The sequence below is a fragment of the Enterobacter sp. FUJ80071 genome (assembly GCF_038739915.1).
GTDB lineage: Bacteria > Pseudomonadota > Gammaproteobacteria > Enterobacterales > Enterobacteriaceae > Enterobacter > Enterobacter kobei.
In genome coordinates this window covers 218,433-238,794 of record NZ_JBBXKH010000001.1, presented here as the reverse complement: position 1 = coordinate 238,794, position 20,362 = coordinate 218,433, and the positions used below count along the sequence as shown (strand labels likewise).

At 55.1% G+C, this 20,362-nt stretch carries 12 protein-coding genes and 3 rRNA genes; 3 read left to right on the top strand and 12 right to left on the bottom strand.

Annotation, left to right across the window (positions count from 1 at the left end; translation table 11 throughout):
- Window positions 1-29 precede the first annotated feature (29 nt).
- A complete protein-coding gene (gene panS, locus AAER43_RS01105) occupies window positions 30-974 on the top strand; it encodes a ketopantoate/pantoate/pantothenate transporter PanS (protein ID WP_045135510.1) in 945 nt (314 codons plus the stop codon).
- A gap of 41 nt (window positions 975-1,015) precedes the next feature.
- On the top strand, window positions 1,016-1,288 hold the full coding sequence (locus AAER43_RS01100) for a DUF3811 domain-containing protein (RefSeq protein ID WP_014882093.1): 273 nt from the start codon (window positions 1,016-1,018) through the stop codon (window positions 1,286-1,288).
- Here AAER43_RS01100 and rluF read toward each other — a convergent pair whose 3' ends face one another.
- The 5 genes from rluF to metH all read right to left on the bottom strand — a co-directional run bounded on the left by rluF (window position 1,289) and on the right by metH (window position 8,353).
- A complete protein-coding gene (rluF, locus tag AAER43_RS01095; protein WP_032637776.1) occupies window positions 1,289-2,161 on the bottom strand; it encodes a 23S rRNA pseudouridine(2604) synthase RluF in 873 nt (290 codons plus the stop codon).
- A 54-nt stretch (window positions 2,162-2,215) separates the two neighbouring features.
- The gene (locus AAER43_RS01090; RefSeq protein ID WP_023331776.1) at window positions 2,216-2,533 is read right to left on the bottom strand and encodes a CcdB family protein; all 318 of its coding nucleotides are present in this window, start codon (window positions 2,531-2,533) and stop codon (window positions 2,216-2,218) included.
- Complete coding sequence (locus AAER43_RS01085) at window positions 2,533-2,826, bottom strand: type II toxin-antitoxin system CcdA family antitoxin (RefSeq protein WP_014830260.1); 294 nt, start codon at window positions 2,824-2,826, stop codon at window positions 2,533-2,535. The genes AAER43_RS01090 and AAER43_RS01085 overlap by 1 nt, the downstream gene beginning before the upstream one ends.
- A 95-nt stretch (window positions 2,827-2,921) precedes the next feature.
- Complete coding sequence (locus AAER43_RS01080) at window positions 2,922-4,553, bottom strand: Na/Pi cotransporter family protein (protein ID WP_014882089.1); 1,632 nt, start codon at window positions 4,551-4,553, stop codon at window positions 2,922-2,924.
- A gap of 116 nt (window positions 4,554-4,669) precedes the next feature.
- A complete protein-coding gene (gene metH / locus AAER43_RS01075) occupies window positions 4,670-8,353 on the bottom strand; it encodes a methionine synthase (RefSeq protein ID WP_050862168.1) in 3,684 nt (1,227 codons plus the stop codon).
- A 193-nt stretch (window positions 8,354-8,546) separates the two neighbouring features.
- Here metH and iclR point away from each other — a divergent pair, with 193 nt between their 5' ends.
- Complete coding sequence (gene iclR, locus AAER43_RS01070) at window positions 8,547-9,374, top strand: glyoxylate bypass operon transcriptional repressor IclR (RefSeq protein WP_014882087.1); 828 nt, start codon at window positions 8,547-8,549, stop codon at window positions 9,372-9,374.
- Here iclR and aceK read toward each other — a convergent pair.
- The 7 genes from aceK to AAER43_RS01035 form a co-directional block, all read right to left on the bottom strand.
- Complete coding sequence (gene aceK / locus AAER43_RS01065) at window positions 9,328-11,091, bottom strand: bifunctional isocitrate dehydrogenase kinase/phosphatase (protein WP_050862167.1); 1,764 nt, start codon at window positions 11,089-11,091, stop codon at window positions 9,328-9,330. The two genes, iclR and aceK, sit on opposite strands and share 47 nt — an antisense overlap.
- Window positions 11,092-11,142: 51 nt before the next feature.
- A complete protein-coding gene (gene aceA / locus AAER43_RS01060; protein ID WP_014882085.1) occupies window positions 11,143-12,447 on the bottom strand; it encodes an isocitrate lyase in 1,305 nt (434 codons plus the stop codon).
- A gap of 31 nt (window positions 12,448-12,478) precedes the next feature.
- The gene (aceB, locus tag AAER43_RS01055) at window positions 12,479-14,080 is read right to left on the bottom strand and encodes a malate synthase A (protein ID WP_050862166.1); all 1,602 of its coding nucleotides are present in this window, start codon (window positions 14,078-14,080) and stop codon (window positions 12,479-12,481) included.
- Window positions 14,081-14,350: 270 nt separating this feature from the next.
- Window positions 14,351-15,280, bottom strand: a complete 930-nt coding sequence (gene metA / locus AAER43_RS01050; protein ID WP_023331771.1) for a homoserine O-succinyltransferase — start codon at window positions 15,278-15,280, stop codon at window positions 14,351-14,353.
- 176 nt (window positions 15,281-15,456) lie between these two features.
- Window positions 15,457-15,572: ribosomal RNA gene (gene rrf, locus AAER43_RS01045) — 5S ribosomal RNA — on the bottom strand.
- A gap of 64 nt (window positions 15,573-15,636) precedes the next feature.
- Window positions 15,637-18,540 (bottom strand): 23S ribosomal RNA (locus AAER43_RS01040).
- A 208-nt stretch (window positions 18,541-18,748) separates the two neighbouring features.
- A 16S ribosomal RNA gene (locus tag AAER43_RS01035) occupies window positions 18,749-20,288 on the bottom strand.
- Together the 16S, 23S and 5S rRNA genes form the textbook arrangement of a ribosomal RNA operon.
- Window positions 20,289-20,362 lie beyond the last annotated feature (74 nt).

Sequence of the window (20,362 nt, the reverse complement as noted above, 5' to 3'; positions counted from 1 at the left end):
CAACACGACAATACTGAAAGGAATTCACTATGTTATCCGTTATCACCCGGCTGTTCCCCTTATGGGCGCTGCTGCTCTCTGTACTCGCGTATTACACTCCCGCCACGTTCACCGGTATTGGTCCGTGGGTCGCCACGCTGCTGATGCTGATTATGTTCGGCATGGGCGTGCATTTAAAAATCGACGATTTCAAACGCGTGCTGTCGCGCCCGGCTCCGGTTGCTGCGGGTATCTTCCTGCATTACCTGGTGATGCCGCTCGCGGCATGGCTGCTGGCGATGGCCTTTAAGATGCCGCCGGATCTCTCTGCCGGAATGGTGCTGGTGGGCAGCGTCGCCAGCGGCACGGCGTCTAACGTCATGATCTATCTGGCGAAAGGGGATGTAGCCCTCTCCGTTACCATTTCATCCGTTTCCACGCTGGTGGGCGTGATTGCCACGCCGCTGTTAACCCGCCTGTACGTGGACGCGCATATTCAGGTGGACGTGATGGGGATGCTGCTCAGCATTCTGCAGATTGTGGTGATCCCGATTGCCCTGGGGCTGGTCATTCACCATCTGTTCCCGCGCGTGGTGAAAGCCGTTGAGCCCTACCTGCCTGCGTTTTCGATGGTCTGCATTCTGGCCATCATCAGCGCCGTGGTGGCGGGTTCTGCCTCGCACATTGCTTCCGTCGGTTTTGTGGTGATCGTCGCAGTCGTGCTGCATAACACCATCGGACTGCTGGGAGGATACTGGGGCGGGAAGCTGTTTGGTTTCGACGAATCCACCTGCCGCACGCTGGCGATTGAAGTAGGGATGCAGAACTCCGGTCTGGCGGCGGCGCTTGGCAAAATTTACTTCTCGCCGCTGGCGGCCCTGCCGGGTGCCCTGTTCTCGGTGTGGCACAATCTTTCAGGTTCGCTGCTGGCGGGCTACTGGTCCGGCAAACCGATTAATGCACAAACGAAAAAAGAAGCGGTGAAACAGGATTGAATTGCTTTACACTGAAGCCTCCCCCTCAGGAGGCTTCAGCAATGGCTACACCACGTTTGACCCAGAAAGACATGACGGAAGCCGAGCAGCGCGAACTGAAAACGCTTCTCGACCGCGCCCGCATTGCACATGGCCGCACGCTGACGAACGCCGAAACCAATCAGGTGAAAAAAGAGTACATCGACAAGCTGATGGCGGAACGTGACGCCGCGGCGAAGAAAGCCCGCAAACTGAAAAAAGAGCAGGCTTATAAACCGGATGCAGAGGCGACCTTCTCCTGGTCCGCCAGCACGTCAACCCGTGGAAGGCGCTAATCAGCGCCCTTTCTTTTTACGACCCGGCTGGGTAAATCGCTTACCGTTACCCGGCTTGCCTCGCCCTTTCTCTTCCGCCTGCGGCGCCTTCACCACCGGGCGTTTAATCGCCTGGGTTTTCGGCTTCGCCTTAGCCTTCGGCTTCGCTTCTGACGACGAGTTTTCGATAAGCCTGAACAGCTCAATCAGCTCGTCATCCGTCAAGTCACGCCACTCGCCCAGCGGGATCCCGGACAGGCTAACGTTCATGATGCGCGTACGTTCAAGCTTCGTCACTTCATAACCGAAGTACTCGCACATGCGGCGGATCTGGCGGTTTAAGCCCTGTACCAGGGTAATTCGGAACGCGAAAGGCGCTTCTTTCTTGACCTTACACTTCTTCGTCACCGTGCCCAGGATCGGCACGCCTGCGCTCATCCCGCGGATAAACTCGTCCGTTACCAGTTTGTTTACCGTAACGATGTACTCTTTCTCATGGTCGTTACCGGCTCGCAGGATTTTGTTCACCAGATCGCCATGGTTGGTGAGGAAAATCAGCCCCTGCGAATCTTTATCCAGACGGCCAATCGGGAAGATGCGGCTGCTGTGGTTCACGAAATCAACGATGTTGTCTCGCTCACCGTCTTCCGTGGTGCTGACAATCCCAACCGGTTTATTCAACGCGATAAACACCAGGTCTTCTGCATCACGCGGTTCGATGACCTGACCATTCACTTTGACCACGTCGCCAGGCACCACCTGATCGCCGATGGTGGCGCGTTTGCCGTTAAGAAACACGTTACCTTGTTCAATGTAACGGTCAGCCTCGCGACGTGAGCAGATCCCGCTCTCGCTAATGTATTTGTTTAATCGGGTTGATTGAGTTGGCAGCATAGTTTCTCCTGTGAAGGGCGAAATATACCTTACCTTGCGGCTGACAAAAAAGTGTTAGTAACCGTTGATCAAAAAATCGAGTGCATCCCGCAATGAGGCCCGGTCTTGAGTAAGATCGGCGACACGCTCGCCTAACTCTTTTGGCGATATGCCTGCCATCATGTGCATCATAACCACGCAGGGCTTACCCGCTATCTCAACGACAGGGCACACTTTCGCAGGCGGCTGAATGCCTCCCAGGTGGCTAAGCTCAACTGCGGGGGCGACCAGAACATGCTTCATCACATTGGCCACGGGATGCTGCATATTGATTAGCCAGGGATAGGCAGTTTTCCCCTTACCTTCATTCTCATAAGCAAAATATTGCTCCATCAGAACGACCTCTGAAAGTCACTAAAGGAGCCGTTTTCATCAACCCACTGGTTAATAGCCTCGATAGACGCTTTATTTTCTGCTAACCACTCTGCACGCTGATGCGCACGAAACTGCTCCTGCAATGCAGCCGTAAGTACAGCAGAGAGATTAAGTTTAAGCCGTCGCGCCTCTTCAAGGATTTCTGGTGCTAACGACACATTGACTGATTTTTTGATGCCATGAGTAGTGCGCATGAGAACCCCCATCGGTATGCGCATGAATTGGCGAAGTGTAGCGTAATAAACGAGCATTTTCTATTCCCTTAAAAATGTAAGGTCTGCAGCGTAAATGGCGCTTCATAAGGTGTCACGCCTCGCAAAACGGTTTTGCGAGGCGCTTTCAGAGATTAATACTCGTCCCGCTCGTCATCTTCATCCGGCTGTTCCATCACGCTATAGGCCACCGCGCAGAACAACGAGTTAAGACGCTTCATGTCCCCCAGCAGCCCCAGGTGCAGGGAGCTGGTCTCGATACTCTGCACGTTTTGCTGGTGAAGACGCTCAACGTGGGCGTGCGAGTAGCGACGGTTGAGGATGCGGAAGCGATGCTTGTTACGACGCAGGCGGCGCGCGCTCGGCACGTCGCTGGAGAAGAAGACCAGCATCGCCAGCTTCAGGTTGCTCAAGAGCTGTTCGTGGAGCGCCTCCAGCTCCTTCAGGCCCTCAATGGAGAATGCCCGACGTGCTGCCAGTGACTTATCTGCAATCTCACTCCCCATACGCTCCACGATATCGGAGGCTTGCTCCAGGTTGAGCGACATCTCGATGATTTCTGCCCAGCGGCGAGACTCCTCTTCCGCCAGTTCATCCTGCGGAATACGCGCCAGATAGAGCTTAATGGCGGTATAAAGCACGTTGATATCGTCCGCCAGCCTGCGCAACTCTTTCTCTTCGCGCGGTTCGCCGTGCATCACCTTCTGCAGCCCTTCGAGCATGGTTTCCATCGCATCACCCATGCGTAGCGTCTCGCGGGCGGCATTCGCCAGCGCCAGCGCCGGGGTATCCAGCGCGGAGGTATCCAGATGCTTCGGTTTCAGGCGCGCATCCAGCTCCGGTTCATCCTGAATGAGTCGTTCGCAAAAGCGGGCCATCGGCCCCGCAAAAGGCACCATCGCCAGGCAGCGTACCAGGTTATAGAAAACGTGGAAATAGATCACCAGCTCCGCTTTCGGCAGCGAGAGGTTATCCATCAGGTTCGCCAGCGGGTGCACAAACGGCAGGATAATCAGGCTACCCACCAGCTTAAACAGCAGGCTGCCGAGCGCCACGCGGCGAGCCGCAGCGTTGGCGGCACTGTTGTTGAGCATTGCCAGCAGGCCAGACCCCAGATTCGCGCCAATCACCAGACATAGCGCCACCGGGAAGGAGATCGCCCCGGCAGCGGTGAGCGTGGCCGTCAGCAATACGGCTGCCAGGCTTGAATAGCTGACGATGGCAAACACCGCGCCAATCAGCGCATCCAGCATGATGTCACCGGTCAGAGAGGCGAAGATGACCTGAACGCCGTTGGCTTCGGTGATGGGGGTGACCGCCTGCACAATCAGCTCCAGCGCCAGCAGGATCAGCCCCAGGCCAATCCCCACGCGCCCAAGCTGCCCGGCACGCGTCTGTTTGCGCCCGAGGAAGAAGATGACGCCAATGAAAATCAGCAGCGGCGACAGCCAGGAGAGATCGAACGTCAGAATACGCGCCATCAGCGCGGTACCCACGTCGGCCCCCAGCACGATCACCAGTGCCGGCGCGAGCGCCACCAGATCCTGTGCCACAAAGGAGGTGACAAGCAGGGTGGTGGCATTACTGCTCTGAACCAGCGCCGTGACGCCTATCCCCGCACAAAAGGCGAGCGGCTTCTTCTCAACGCTGCTGCTGAGAACGGTGCGTAAACGAGCACCAAAGACGCGCATCACGCCGGTACGGACGATATGGGTCCCCCAAACGAGCAGTGCGACTGCGGAGAGCAGATGTAACAGGGTCAGCACGGAAGGTTTTCCTCCTTATCGTTATTCATTTTCCTTAGGTTCAGTATAAGGGTTTAAACGTAAGAAAGAGACAGGGCGCCCCATGAGCGCCCTGTTTGTTGTAAGGAAAAGTGATTTTAGTCGGCGTCGTAGCCGAGATTAGGCGCCAGCCAGCGCTCGACTTCTGACACGCTCATGCCTTTGCGCAGGGCGTAATCTTCGATCTGATCGCGCTGTAGCTGCGCCACGGCAAAGTACTTGCTGTCCGGGTGGCTGAAGTACCAGCCTGAGACGGAGGCACCCGGCCACATGGCGAACGACTCGGTGAGTTTCATCCCCGTATGGGCCTCAACATCGAGAAGTTTCCAGATGGTGCCTTTTTCGGTGTGCTCCGGGCAGGCCGGATAGCCCGGGGCCGGGCGAATGCCCTGGTAGTTTTCGCGGATCAGCTCCTCGTTGCTGAGGTTTTCATTGGCCGCGTAGCCCCAGTACACCTTACGTACGCGCTCATGCAGATACTCAGCGAAGGCTTCCGCCAGGCGGTCGGCAATCGCTTTGACCATGATTTTGTTGTAATCATCATGCTGCGCTTCGAATGCCTCCGCCAGCGCATCTTCTTCCAGGCCGCCGGTTACCGCAAAGGCGCCGATATAGTCGGCTTTACCACTCAGTTTCGGTGCGACGAAATCCGCCAGACAGTAGTTGGCGAAGCCCACTTTCTCCGTTTGCTGACGCAGGTGATGGCTCACGGTCAGCACATGCGTGCGGGTTTCATCGCGGTAGATTTCCACGTCGTCACCCACGCGGTTCGCCGGGAACAGCCCCACCACGCCGCGCGGATTGAGGGATTTCTCTGCACTCAGCTTGTCGAGCATGTCATTGGCATCTTTAAACAACCGTTTCGCCTCTTCACCAACCACCTCATCCTCGAGGATACGCGGATATTTGCCCGCCAGCGACCAGGTCATGAAGAACGGTGTCCAGTCGATGTAGTTACGCAGCGTTTCGATGCTGGCGGTGACGTCCTGCACGCCCAGACGGTGCGCAACCGGCGGGGTATAGCTGGACCAGTCAAACGCCAGATCGTTATCGCGCGCCGCCTGAAGTGAAACCGGCGGCGTGCGCGGTTTCTTACGACCGTGCTGGATGCGGACGGTTTCGTACTCTTTGCGGGTGCGCGCCACGAAGTCATCGCGCTGGGTGTCGGAGAGCAGCGCGGACACCACGCCTACGGTGCGCGAGGCGTTCTGCACATAGACCGTCGGGCCGCTGTAGTTCTGTTCGATTTTTACCGCCGTATGCGCTTTCGAGGTGGTCGCTCCGCCAATCAGCAGCGGAATAGTGAAGCCCTGACGCTCCATCTCTTTCGCCACGTTGACCATCTCGTCCAGCGACGGCGTGATCAGCCCGGAAAGGCCAATCAGGTCGGCATTCACCTCACGCGCGGTTTTGAGGATTTTATCCGCCGGGACCATTACCCCGAGGTCGATAATTTCGTAGTTATTGCACTGCAGCACCACGCCGACGATATTCTTGCCGATGTCGTGCACGTCGCCCTTCACGGTGGCGATGACCATCTTGCCGTTGCTGGAGCCTTTCTCTTTGCTGGCCTCGATAAACGGCTCCAGATAGGCCACGGCCTGCTTCATCACGCGGGCAGATTTCACCACCTGCGGCAGGAACATTTTTCCCTCGCCGAACAGATCGCCGACCACGTTCATGCCGTCCATCAGCGGGCCTTCGATCACCTCAATCGGGCGAGCTGCCTGCTGGCGCGCTTCTTCGGTGTCCTGCTCAATAAACTCGGTGATACCTTTCACCAGCGAATATTCCAGACGCTTTTTCACGTCCCAGGAACGCCACTCGGCCTGCTGAACGTTGGCCGATTCATCCGTTTTGCTGCCGCGGTATTTCTCCGCGAGGTCCAGCATGCGCTCGGTGGCGTCGTCGCGACGGTTAAGGATGACATCTTCTACCGCGTCGCGAAGCTCGGCAGGGAGGTCATCGTAAATCGCCAGCTGGCCGGCGTTAACGATCCCCATGTCCATCCCGTTGCGGATGGCGTAGTAGAGGAACACGGCGTGGATCGCTTCACGCACCGGGTCGTTGCCGCGGAACGAGAACGACACGTTCGACACGCCGCCGGAGATTAACGCATGCGGCAATTCACGTTTAATGTCTTCACATGCGCCGATAAAGTCCTGGGCATAGTTGTTATGCTCTTCAATCCCGGTCGCGACGGCGAAAATGTTCGGGTCGAAGATGATGTCTTCCGGCGGGAAACCCACCTCTTCGGTCAAAATCTTGTACGCGCGGCGGCATATCTCAATTTTACGCTCGCGGGTATCCGCCTGGCCCACTTCGTCGAAGGCCATGACCACCACGGCGGCACCGTAGCGGCGGACCATCTTCGCGTGGTGGATAAAGATATCAACGCCCTCTTTCATCGAGATAGAGTTGACGATGCCTTTACCCTGAATGCACTTCAGCCCTTTTTCGATGACTTCCCATTTGGAGGAGTCGATCATGATCGGCACGCGGGCAATGTCCGGCTCGCCGGCAATCAGGTTGAGGAAACGCACCATCGCCGCTTCGGCATCGAGCATCCCCTCGTCCATGTTGATATCAATAATCTGCGCGCCGCTTTCCACCTGCTGGCGGGCGACGTCCAGCGCTTCGCTGTACTTCTCTTCTTTAATCAGGCGCTTGAACTTCGCGGAACCAGTGACGTTAGTCCGCTCCCCCACGTTCACAAACAGGCTGTCGTCGCCAATGGTCAACGGCTCGAGACCAGAAAGACGACAGGCAACGGGAAGCTCAGGCAGCTTACGCGGCGGCAGCCCGGCCACTGCGTTGCTCATGGCGGCAATGTGTTCCGGCGTGGTGCCGCAGCAGCCGCCAACAATGTTCAGGAAGCCAGATTCAGCCCACTCGCTGATTTGCGCCGCCATGGTGTCGGCATCCAGATCGTATTCACCAAAGGCATTGGGCAGACCGGCGTTCGGGTGCGCGGTGACATAGCATTCTGCGATGCGCGATAACTCCTGCACGTACTGGCGCAGTTCATCTGGCCCCAGAGCACAGTTCAGGCCAAAGGAGAGCGCTTCCGCGTGGCGCAGGGAGTTATAAAACGCTTCGGTGGTCTGGCCGGACAGGGTACGGCCGGAGGCGTCGGTAATGGTGCCGGAAATCATGATCGGCAGGTCAACGGCCAGTGCCTCGAACTCCTCTTTCACCGCGTAAATCGCGGCTTTGGCGTTGAGGGTGTCGAAAACCGTTTCAATCAGGATCAGGTCGGAACCGCCTTCCACCAGCGCTTTGGTCGATTCACGGTAGGCAGCGACCAGCTGGTCAAAGGTGATATTACGAAATGCCGGGTCGTTGACGTCCGGTGAGATTGATGCGGTGCGGTTGGTTGGGCCAAGCACCCCGGCAACGTAGCGCGGTTTGTCCGGCGTGCGGGCCGTCCATTCGTCTGCGCAGGCGCGCGCCAGCTTCGCGGCTTCAAAGTTGATCTCCGCCGACAGGGATTCCATCTGGTAATCCGCCATAGCGATGGTTGTCGAATTAAAGGTGTTGGTTTCAACGATATCCGCCCCTGCCTCGAAGTAGGCATTGTGGATATCCTTAATGACGGACGGCTTGCTGAGCACCAGCAGGTCGTTGTTACCTTTCAGATCGCAAGGCCAGTCAGCGAAGCGTTCGCCGCGGAAATCGTCTTCACTCAGACGATAGCCCTGGATCATCGTGCCCATGCCGCCGTCCAGCACCAGAATTCGTTCATTTAACTGCGCACGCAGTTGCTCTACTTTGCTGCTCACACTTGCTCCCGACAACGCTCAACAAGGCCAAAAGGCTGCGTTCCATACTGGCACAATCTCGCAGGGTGGAAAAGTCACACAGCGGTAACATGAGACATGTTCACCATCACTCCTCCGATCAGTCAGGATAACGGTTGCAAAATCACCAAATAAAACGAAAATGATTTCCACGATACAGAAAAAGGAGATCGTCATGGTCGCGACCGTTCCCGCCAAACGCGGCAGAAAACCTGCTGCCACCCCCGCTGCACAACCGAGCGGACAGGTTCAATCGCTCACGCGCGGTCTGAAGCTGCTGGAGTGGATAGCCGAGTCGCACAGCAGCGTGGCCCTGACGGAGCTGGCCCAGCAGGCTGGCCTGCCGAACTCCACCACGCACCGCCTGCTGACCACTATGCAGCAGCTGGGCTTTGTCCGCCAGGTCGGCGAGCTGGGACACTGGGCGGTGGGCGCACATGCCTTTATCGTTGGCAGCAGCTTCCTGCAAAGCCGCAATCTGCTGGCGATTGTGCATCCGATTCTGCGCAAGCTAATGGAAGATTCCGGCGAGACGGTAAACCTGGCGGTGCTTGACCAGAGCGATCATCAGGCAATCATTATCGATCAGGTGCAGTGCACGCAGCTGATGCGTATGTCCGCGCCGATTGGCGGTAAGCTGCCGATGCATGCGTCCGGGGCAGGAAAAGCGTTTCTGTCTCAGCTCAGCGAAGATCAGGTGACAGGGCTGCTGCATCGTAAAGGGCTGCACGCCTATACCCATGCCACGCTGGTTTCGCCGGTGCATCTGAAAGAGGATCTGGCGTTAACCCGCAAACGTGGCTATTCATTTGATGATGAAGAACATGCTTTGGGTCTGCGCTGTATCGCGGCCTGTATCTTTGACGAGCACCGCGAGCCGTTTGCCGCCATCTCTATCTCCGGGCCGATTTCGCGCATGACCGACGACCGCGTTACCGAGTTAGGTGCGCTGGTGATTAAGGCGGCGAAAGAGGTGACGCTGGCGTATGGTGGGATTCGTTAAACCGGATGCAAAACCGCTGCTTGCGGCGATAAGCGTACACATCTTCCACATGCCCGTTTTTGATCCGCGTTTGCAGCCCACGCCAGTAGCTGGCACGAAAAAGGTCGGCGTGCATCTCTTCAAATAGCGGCCCGATGCGCGGGTCGGCGCACAGCCAGTGGCGAAACTCTTCGGGAAAGACATCGCCCGGCGAAACGCTGTACCACGGTTCACCAGACAGTTCATCTTCCAGATAACGGGGCGGCGGGATATCGCGGAAATTCACTTCGGTCATGTAACAAATCTCGTCGTAATCATAAAACACCACTCGCCCATGGCGCGTGACGCCGAAGTTTTTAAACAGCATATCGCCCGGGAAAATATTGGCCGCGGCAAGCTGGCGAATCGCGTTACCGTATTCTTCTATAGCATCGCGCAGCGCCTGACCCTCGGACTGCTCCAGCCAGATGTTCAGCGGCACCATGCGGCGCTCGATGTAAAGATGGCTAATCACGATTTTGTCGCCAAGATCGGTGATTTTCCCCGATGCTTCCTTGAGCAAAAGCGCCATCAGCGCCGGGTCGATCTGTTGCTTATCCAGCACAAAGTTTTCGAATTCCTGAGTATCCGCCATACGTCCGACACGGTCATGCTCTTTGACCAGCTGATAGCAGGCGCGGACGTGCGCGGCGGTCATCTCTTTCTGCGGCGCGAACCGGTCTTTAATGACCTTAAATACGCGGTCGAACCCCGGAAGCGTAAACACCAGCATCACCATGCCGCGAATGCCAGGCGCTTCGATAAACTGTTCATCTGCGGTGGTGACATAACGCAGGTATTCCCGATAGCTTTCCGTTTTAGCGTGCTTCTGACAGCCAATCGCCATATACAGCTCGGCGGTGGTTTTGCCCGGCAAGATCTCCCGCAGCCATTCCACCAGCGCGGCAGGCAACGGTGCGTACACCATGAAATAGGAGCGGGCGAAGCCAAATACAATGCTGGCCTCGGCGCTGGTGGTCAGGCAGGTATCGACAAACAGTTCCCCGTCATCTGTGCGATGGATGGGGAGCAGAAACGGTACGATGGCCGATGGCGTGACCAGTTTTCCTACCAGCCAGGCGGCTTTATTGCGGTAAAAAAGCTCGTTGGCAACCTGCAAGTGGCTGCGGCCGAGTAACGCCTCGCCGAAGGTTTCACGCAGGTGGGTATGGATATAACCTATATCCCGGGTTTTATTCTCCCAGGGCAAACGCAGCGGCAAATCGGTAAGCACACGGTGCAAAAGCTTCTCCCACCCGCGCTCCGGGAAGAAATCTTTCGCCAGCGGACGTGGGATAGCACGAAATCGTCGTTCAGGCTGAGAGCTGAAGATAAATAACCGCTCAGGAGATAATGAGCGGTGGTCAAATAACCGGCAATAGACGGAGTTGAAAAAGCTCTCCGCAATCTCGAAGCGCGGGTAGTCAGGTAATAAATGGGTGTAGTGCTCTTTCACGCGCAGTAAAAAGTCCGCATCCGGGCTTTTACCATCGGTAATACAGCGCAACTGCTCCACCACCAGACCCACGTGGTGGTCATAAAGGTGAATACGCTGCTTCATGGCCTGCTGAACCGCATGCCAGTCTGCATGTTCGAAGCGCTGTTGCGCACCGGATGTCACTTCAAGAAAACGACCATACTGGGCATCGAAGCCCTGCAAAATAGTTTGAGCAATCAGTAATTCCAGGCCACGCGACATATATTCCCCCTCACCCCAACCCTCTCCCCGAGGGGGGAGAGGGGGAAACGATTAGAACTGTGCTTCTTCGGTTGATCCCGTTAAGGCGGTGACGGAGGAGGCACCGCCCTGAATGATGGTGGTCACGTTGTCGAAGTAGCCCGTTCCCACTTCCTGCTGGTGAGAAACGAAGGTATAACCCTCTTTTCCGGCGGCGAATTCTGGCTGCTGAACCTTCTCGACGTAGTGCTTCATGCCTTCACCCTGCGCATAAGCATGTGCAAGGTCGAACATGTTGAACCACATGCTGTGGATGCCCGCCAGGGTAATGAACTGGTACTTGTAGCCCATGTCAGAAAGCTGCTGCTGGAAGCTGGCGATGGTTTTATCATCCAGATTCTTCTGCCAGTTGAAGGACGGCGAGCAGTTATAGGCCAGCAGTTTGCCCGGATATTTCGCATGAATGGCATCGGCAAAACGTTTTGCCAGCGCCAGATCCGGCGTGGAGGTTTCACACCAGACCAGGTCGGCGTAAGGGGCATACGCCAGGCCACGGCTGATCGCCTGTTCGATGCCTGCATGGGTACGATAGAACCCTTCGCTGGTGCGCTCACCGGTAATAAACTCGCTGTCGTACGGATCGCAGTCAGAGGTGATCAGGTCAGCCGCATCCGCATCGGTACGGGCAATGACCAGCGTCGGCACGCCGAGCACGTCTGCCGCCAGACGCGCGGCAACCAGTTTCTGAATCGCTTCCTGGGTCGGAACCAGCACCTTACCGCCCATGTGTCCGCACTTCTTCACCGATGCCAGCTGATCTTCGAAGTGAACGGCCGCTGCACCGGCCTCAATCATTGATTTCATCAGCTCGAACGCGTTCAGCACGCCGCCGAAACCCGCTTCCGCATCCGCGACGATCGGCAGGAAGTAGTCAATAAAGCGCGGATCGTTGGGTTCGATGCCTGCCGCCCACTGGATCTGATCCGCACGGCGGAAGGTGTTGTTGATTCGATCAACCACCGACGGCACGGAGTTCGCCGGGTAGAGGGACTGATCCGGATACATACTGGATGCCAGGTTGGCATCCGCCGCAACCTGCCAGCCGGAAAGATAGACAGCCTCAATACCGGCCTTCGCCTGCTGCAGTGCCTGACCGCCGGTCAACGCCCCGAGGCTATTGATATAACCCTTTTTGGAACCACCGTGCAGCAGCTTCCACATTTTCGCCGCGCCATTTTGCGCCAGCGTGCATTCCGGATTGACCGAGCCGCGTAATTTCACCACTTCTTCCGCGCTGTACGGACGACGAATGCCTTCCCAGCGCGGTTGTGTCCATTCTTTCTTCAGTTCTTCGATTTGTTGGGTACGGGTTTTCATGTGCAGATGCTCCATATTGTTATGTGGTGAGTTACGCCAGGAACCGGTAGCCCGGCAGGGTCAGGAAGTCGATTAAGTCATCTGAGGTGGTGATTTGTTCCATCAGGCGTGCAGCATCGTCAAAACGTCCGCTGCTGAAGCGGTGTTCGCCCAACTCGTCCTGGATCACCCGCATTTCTTCGGCCAGCATCTGGCGGAACAGGGCTTTGGTCACCGGCTTGCCGTTGCTGAGCGTTTTTTGATGATGGATCCATTGCCAGATAGAGGTGCGGGAGATTTCCGCCGTGGCGGCATCTTCCATCAGGCCGTAGATCGGCACGCAGCCGTTGCCGGAGATCCAGGCTTCGATGTACTGCACCGCAACGCGAATGTTGGCGCGCATGCCCTCTTCCGTACGTTCACCTGCACACGGTGCCAGCAGCTGTTCTTCAGCCGTTGGCGCATCCTCTTCGCGCGTAACAAAGAGCTGATTTTTATTGTCACCGAGTACGCGGTTAAAGACTTCCATTGCCGTATCTGCGAGGCCCGGATGGGCGATCCACGTTCCGTCATGACCGTTACGCGCTTCAAGCTCTTTATCGGCCTTCACTTTGTTGAGCACCTGATTGTTACGCTCCGCGTCTTTGCTCGGAATAAATGCCGCCATGCCGCCCATCGCAAAGGCACCGCGCTTGTGGCAGGTTTTGATCAGCAGGCGCGAGTAGGCGCTCAGGAACGGCTTATCCATAGTGACGACCTGACGATCGGGCAGTACACGATCGGGATAATTTTTCAGGGTTTTGATATAGCTGAAGATATAGTCCCAACGCCCACAGTTCAGGCCGACGATGTGGTCACGCAGGGCATGCAGAATTTCGTTCATCTGGAAAACCGCAGGCAGCGTTTCAATCAACAGGGTGGCTTTGATGGTGCCACGTGGCAGGTTGAAACGATCTTCTGCATAACTGAACACGTCACTCCACCACGCCGCTTCCTGCCAGGCCTGCGTTTTTGGCAGATAGAAATAGGGGCCACTGCCTTTTGCCAGCAGGTTTTTGTGGTTGTGGAAGAAATAGAGCGCGAAATCAAACAGGCTGCCGGGAATGGCTTCCCCACGCCAGGTGACGTGTTTTTCAGGCAGATGGAGACCGCGTACGCGACAGATCAGCACCGCCGGATTCGGTTTAAGTTGATAGATTTTCCCGGCTTCGTTGGTATAGCTGATGGTGCCGTTCACGGCGTCGCGCAGGTTGATTTGCCCCTCGATAACCTTACGCCAGTCCGGTGCCAACGAGTCTTCAAAATCAGCCATAAAGACTTTAACGTTCGCGTTCATGGCGTTGATCACCATTTTGCGTTCTACCGGACCGGTGATCTCAACGCGGCGATCCTTTAAATCTTCAGGAATACCACGAATTTTCCACTCACCACGGCGAATGGAAGCGGTTTCCGAAATAAACCCAGGCAACTTGCCATCGTCAATTTCCTGCTGCTGGTGAATGCGTGCTGCCAGCAGCTTATTGCGCTGCGGCGTAAAGCGGGTCACCAGTTCAGTCAGAAATTCGACCGCCTCTGCCGTCAATATTTGCTGTTCTTGCTCACCATGCGGCTGGGTAAAGGCCAGTTCGTCGACCGTCGTTGCCTGTTGAGTCATTACTCTGCTCCTCATCAAAGATCCAAAATCACGCCCCCGATGCGAACGAAAGATCGTTGTGTAGTTTTCGCTCAGCAGAATTAAGACTATCTCTATTCTTTCCAAAATCAAAAACAATTTCCATTTTATTTTATTTATAACGTTAACTCCTTGATCAGTATGAAGTTAAAGTTTTTCTCAATGTTGAGTAGAATTTCGGAAATAAAAAAGGCACCCGAAGGTGCCTGATGCGAACAGCTGAAACGCTTTAGGATCGTTTAATGCAGAAGATTACTCTAGCGTCGGATTCATGTGTCGCAGATCGTATGGTGTGATCTGGTAGACGTAATAGTTGAGCCAGTTTGTAAAAAGCAAATTCCCGTGGCTGCGCCAGGTTGCTCTCGGTTTGTTTTGTGGATCGTTTTTCGGGAAATAGTTGTACGGCACATCCGGATTAAGACCCGCTTCGACATCACGGAAATACTCTGACGCGAGGGTATGCGGATCGTATTCAGGATGCCCGGTTACAAAGGCAATGCGCTTATCTTTGCTGGCAAACAGGTATGCATCCCCCTCTTCCGTTTCGGCCAGGATCTCCAGATCGGTGTAATCACGGATCAGCTGCGCCGGGAAATCGGCATAGCGCGAATGCGGCGCCAGAAACGAATCATCAAACCCGCGCGTCAGCAGAGCATGTGGATGAAGAATGTGGTGTTCGTATACGCCGGAGAGCTTTTCAGTGCGGGTTTGTTTAGGGATACCATAAAGAATATTCAGTGCCGCCTGTACCGCCCAACAAACAAACAAGGTGGACGTGACGTGATCTTTTGCCCACTCCAGGACCTGTTTGATCTGCGGCCAGTAGGCAACATCGTTAAATTCAACCAGACCGAGCGGTGCGCCGGTCACAATCAGGCCGTCGAAGTTTTCCCCCTGAATGTCATCGAAGTTACAGTAAAAGTTGTTCAGGTGCTCAGAAGGCGTGTTGCGTGACTCGCGCGCATCGATCCGCAGCAGCTGAATATCGACCTGCAGCGGAGAGTTTGAAAGCAGACGCAGGAACTGATTCTCTGTTTCAATCTTTTTCGGCATCAGGTTGAGAATAAGAACCTTCAGCGGGCGAATTTCCTGAACTGTTGCGCGTGAAGCCGTCATCACAAAGACGTTCTCTTCACGTAAGAAATTGACGGCTGGTAGCTCGTCCTGCACCCGAATCGGCATATCGTTGAATCCTCAAAGCATACGTATAAACGTTTAGACATCCAGACAGCTAACAATACCGAGATCCGGCCTGAATGTCGAGTCTGCAAGAGGAAGGTGAGAAAGTTTCAAGGAGAGGAATAAAGCCCAAAGCAAAAAACCCCGCACCTTACGGTACGGGGTTCTTCTTGATTGATGCCTGGCAGTTCCCTACTCTCACATGGGGAGACCCCACACTACCATCGGCGCTACGGCGTTTCACTTCTGAGTTCGGCATGGGGTCAGGTGGGACCACCGCGCTAAAGCCGCCAGGCAAATTCTGTTATCTGTATCAGGCTGAAAATCGTCTCTCACCGCCAAAACAGCTTCGGCGTTGTAAGGTTAAGCCTCACGGTTCATTAGTATCGGTTAGCTCAACGCATCGCTGCGCTTACACACCCGACCTATCAACGTCGTCGTCTTCAACGTTCCTTCAGGAGACTTAAAGTCTCAGGGAGAACTCATCTCGGGGCAAGTTTCGTGCTTAGATGCTTTCAGCACTTATCTCTTCCGCATTTAGCTACCGGGCAGTGCCATTGGCATGACAACCCGAACACCAGTGATGCGTCCACTCCGGTCCTCTCGTACTAGGAGCAGCCCCCCTCAATTCTCCAGCGCCCACGGCAGATAGGGACCGAACTGTCTCACGACGTTCTAAACCCAGCTCGCGTACCACTTTAAATGGCGAACAGCCATACCCTTGGGACCTACTTCAGCCCCAGGATGTGATGAGCCGACATCGAGGTGCCAAACACCGCCGTCGATATGAACTCTTGGGCGGTATCAGCCTGTTATCCCCGGAGTACCTTTTATCCGTTGAGCGATGGCCCTTCCATTCAGAACCACCGGATCACTATGACCTGCTTTCGCACCTGCTCGAGCCGTCACTCTCGCAGTCAAGCTAGCTTATGCCATTGCACTAACCTCCTGATGTCCGACCAGGATTAGCTAACCTTCGTGCTCCTCCGTTACTCTTTGGGAGGAGACCGCCCCAGTCAAACTACCCACCAGACACTGTCCGCAACCCGGATTACGGGTCTACGTTAGAACACCAGCCATTAAAGGGTGGTATTTCAAGGTCGGCTCCACGCAGACTGGCGTCCACGCTTCAAAGCCTCCCACCTATCCTACACATCAAGGACCAGTGTTCAGTGTCAAGCTATAGTAAAGGTTCACGGGGTCTTTCCGTCTTGCCGCGGGTACACTGCATCTTCACAGCGAGTTCAATTTCACTGAGTCTCGGGTGGAGACAGCCTGGCCATCATTACGCCATTCGTGCAGGTCGGAACTTACCCGACAAGGAATTTCGCTACCTTAGGACCGTTATAGTTACGGCCGCCGTTTACCGGGGCTTCGATCAAGAGCTTCGCGTTACCGCTAACCCCATCAATTAACCTTCCGGCACCGGGCAGGCGTCACACCGTATACGTCCACTTTCGTGTTTGCACAGTGCTGTGTTTTTAATAAACAGTTGCAGCCAGCTGGTATCTTCGACTGATTTCAGCTCCACCCGCAGGGGCTTCACCTACATATCAGCGTGCCTTCTCCCGAAGTTACGGCACCATTTTGCCTAGTTCCTTCACCCGAGTTCTCTCAAGCGCCTTGGTATTCTCTACCTGACCACCTGTGTCGGTTTGGGGTACGATTTCGTGTTACCTGATGCTTAGAGGCTTTTCCTGGAAGCAGGGCATTTGTTACTTCAGCACCGTAGTGCCTCGTCATCACACCTCAGCGTTAAAAGGTACCGGATTTACCTGGAACCTCCGCCTACATGCTTAAACCGGGACAACCGTCGCCCGGCTAACATAGCCTTCTCCGTCCCCCCTTCGCAGTAACACCAAGTACAGGAATATTAACCTGTTTCCCATCGACTACGCCTTTCGGCCTCGCCTTAGGGGTCGACTCACCCTGCCCCGATTAACGTTGGACAGGAACCCTTGGTCTTCCGGCGAGCGGGCTTTTCACCCGCTTTATCGTTACTTATGTCAGCATTCGCACTTCTGATACCTCCAGCAACCCTCACAGGCCACCTTCAACGGCTTACAGAACGCTCCCCTACCCAACAACACATAGTGTCGCTGCCGCAGCTTCGGTGCATGGTTTAGCCCCGTTACATCTTCCGCGCAGGCCGACTCGACCAGTGAGCTATTACGCTTTCTTTAAATGATGGCTGCTTCTAAGCCAACATCCTGGCTGTCTGTGCCTTCCCACATCGTTTCCCACTTAACCATGACTTTGGGACCTTAGCTGGCGGTCTGGGTTGTTTCCCTCTTCACGACGGACGTTAGCACCCGCCGTGTGTCTCCCGTGATAACATTCTTCGGTATTCGTAGTTTGCATCGGGTTGGTAAGCCGGGATGGCCCCCTAGCCGAAACAGTGCTCTACCCCCGAAGATGAGTTCACGAGGCGCTACCTAAATAGCTTTCGGGGAGAACCAGCTATCTCCCGGTTTGATTGGCCTTTCACCCCCAGCCACAGGTCATCCGCTAATTTTTCAACATTAGTCGGTTCGGTCCTCCAGTTAGTGTTACCCAACCTTCAACCTGCCCATGGCTAGATCACCGGGTTTCGGGTCTATACCCTGCAACTTAACGCCCAGTTAAGACTCGGTTTCCCTTCGGCTCCCCTATTCGGTTAACCTTGCTACAGAATATAAGTCGCTGACCCATTATACAAAAGGTACGCAGTCACCCCATAAAGAGGCTCCCACTGCTTGTACGTACACGGTTTCAGGTTCTTTTTCACTCCCCTCGCCGGGGTTCTTTTCGCCTTTCCCTCACGGTACTGGTTCACTATCGGTCAGTCAGGAGTATTTAGCCTTGGAGGATGGTCCCCCCATATTCAGACAGGATACCACGTGTCCCGCCCTACTCTTCGAGTTCACAACCTGTGCATTTTCGTGTACGGGACTATCACCCTGTACCGTCGGACTTTCCAGACCGTTCCACTAACACACAAGCTGATTCAGACTCCGGGCTGCTCCCCGTTCGCTCGCCGCTACTGGGGGAATCTCGGTTGATTTCTTTTCCTCGGGGTACTTAGATGTTTCAGTTCCCCCGGTTCGCCTCGTTAACCTATGTATTCAGTTAACGATAGTGTGTCGGAACACACTGGGTTTCCCCATTCGGACATCGCCGGGTCAAAGGTTCATATCACCTCGCCGGCGCTTTTCGCAGATTAGCACGTCCTTCATCGCCTCTGACTGCCAGGGCATCCACCGTGTACGCTTAGTCGCTTAACCTCACAACCCGAAGATGTTTCTTTCGATTCATCATCGGTTTGCGAAAATTTGAGAGACTCGAACACACATAACATGTGTGTCGTTTCAATTTTCAGCTTGATCCAGATTTTTAAAGAGCAAAACTTCTTAATGCACTCAAAAGTACATTCAGAAGTTCATCATTCATCAGACAATCTGTGTGAGCACTACAAAGGCAGGTTCTTTAAGGTAAGGAGGTGATCCAACCGCAGGTTCCCCTACGGTTACCTTGTTACGACTTCACCCCAGTCATGAATCACAAAGTGGTAAGCGCCCTCCCGAAGGTTAAGCTACCTACTTCTTTTGCAACCCACTCCCATGGTGTGACGGGCGGTGTGTACAAGGCCCGGGAACGTATTCACCGTAGCATTCTGATCTACGATTACTAGCGATTCCGACTTCATGGAGTCGAGTTGCAGACTCCAATCCGGACTACGACGCACTTTATGAGGTCCGCTTGCTCTCGCGAGGTCGCTTCTCTTTGTATGCGCCATTGTAGCACGTGTGTAGCCCTACTCGTAAGGGCCATGATGACTTGACGTCATCCCCACCTTCCTCCAGTTTATCACTGGCAGTCTCCTTTGAGTTCCCGGCCTAACCGCTGGCAACAAAGGATAAGGGTTGCGCTCGTTGCGGGACTTAACCCAACATTTCACAACACGAGCTGACGACAGCCATGCAGCACCTGTCTCAGAGTTCCCGAAGGCACCAAAGCATCTCTGCTAAGTTCTCTGGATGTCAAGAGTAGGTAAGGTTCTTCGCGTTGCATCGAATTAAACCACATGCTCCACCGCTTGTGCGGGCCCCCGTCAATTCATTTGAGTTTTAACCTTGCGGCCGTACTCCCCAGGCGGTCGACTTAACGCGTTAGCTCCGGAAGCCACGCCTCAAGGGCACAACCTCCAAGTCGACATCGTTTACGGCGTGGACTACCAGGGTATCTAATCCTGTTTGCTCCCCACGCTTTCGCACCTGAGCGTCAGTCTTTGTCCAGGGGGCCGCCTTCGCCACCGGTATTCCTCCAGATCTCTACGCATTTCACCGCTACACCTGGAATTCTACCCCCCTCTACAAGACTCTAGCCTGCCAGTTTCGAATGCAGTTCCCAGGTTGAGCCCGGGGATTTCACATCCGACTTGACAGACCGCCTGCGTGCGCTTTACGCCCAGTAATTCCGATTAACGCTTGCACCCTCCGTATTACCGCGGCTGCTGGCACGGAGTTAGCCGGTGCTTCTTCTGCGGGTAACGTCAATTGCTGCGGTTATTAACCACAACACCTTCCTCCCCGCTGAAAGTACTTTACAACCCGAAGGCCTTCTTCATACACGCGGCATGGCTGCATCAGGCTTGCGCCCATTGTGCAATATTCCCCACTGCTGCCTCCCGTAGGAGTCTGGACCGTGTCTCAGTTCCAGTGTGGCTGGTCATCCTCTCAGACCAGCTAGGGATCGTCGCCTAGGTGAGCCGTTACCCCACCTACTAGCTAATCCCATCTGGGCACATCTGATGGCAAGAGGCCCGAAGGTCCCCCTCTTTGGTCTTGCGACGTTATGCGGTATTAGCTACCGTTTCCAGTAGTTATCCCCCTCCATCAGGCAGTTTCCCAGACATTACTCACCCGTCCGCCACTCGTCACCCGAGAGCAAGCTCTCTGTGCTACCGTTCGACTTGCATGTGTTAGGCCTGCCGCCAGCGTTCAATCTGAGCCATGATCAAACTCTTCAATTTAAGTTTGATGCTCGTGAATTAAACTTCGTAATGAATTACGTATGTTCACTCAGAGACTTGGTATTCATTTTTCG

Bases quoted from the DNA above. Each gene is read 5' to 3' on its own strand.
- AAER43_RS01085 (WP_014830260.1), bottom strand. From the start codon at position 2,826: ATGCTCGTTTATTACGCTACACTTCGCCAATTCATGCGCATACCGATG.
- metA (WP_023331771.1), bottom strand. From the start codon at position 15,280: ATGCCGATTCGGGTGCAGGACGAGCTACCAGCCGTCAATTTCTTACGT.
- rluF (WP_032637776.1), bottom strand. From the start codon at position 2,161: ATGCTGCCAACTCAATCAACCCGATTAAACAAATACATTAGCGAGAGC.
- aceK (WP_050862167.1), bottom strand. From the start codon at position 11,091: ATGTCGCGTGGCCTGGAATTACTGATTGCTCAAACTATTTTGCAGGGC.
- panS (WP_045135510.1), top strand. From the start codon at position 30: ATGTTATCCGTTATCACCCGGCTGTTCCCCTTATGGGCGCTGCTGCTC.
- AAER43_RS01100 (WP_014882093.1), top strand. From the start codon at position 1,016: ATGGCTACACCACGTTTGACCCAGAAAGACATGACGGAAGCCGAGCAG.
- iclR (WP_014882087.1), top strand. From the start codon at position 8,547: ATGGTCGCGACCGTTCCCGCCAAACGCGGCAGAAAACCTGCTGCCACC.
- aceB (WP_050862166.1), bottom strand. From the start codon at position 14,080: ATGACTCAACAGGCAACGACGGTCGACGAACTGGCCTTTACCCAGCCG.
- AAER43_RS01090 (WP_023331776.1), bottom strand. From the start codon at position 2,533: ATGGAGCAATATTTTGCTTATGAGAATGAAGGTAAGGGGAAAACTGCC.
- aceA (WP_014882085.1), bottom strand. From the start codon at position 12,447: ATGAAAACCCGTACCCAACAAATCGAAGAACTGAAGAAAGAATGGACA.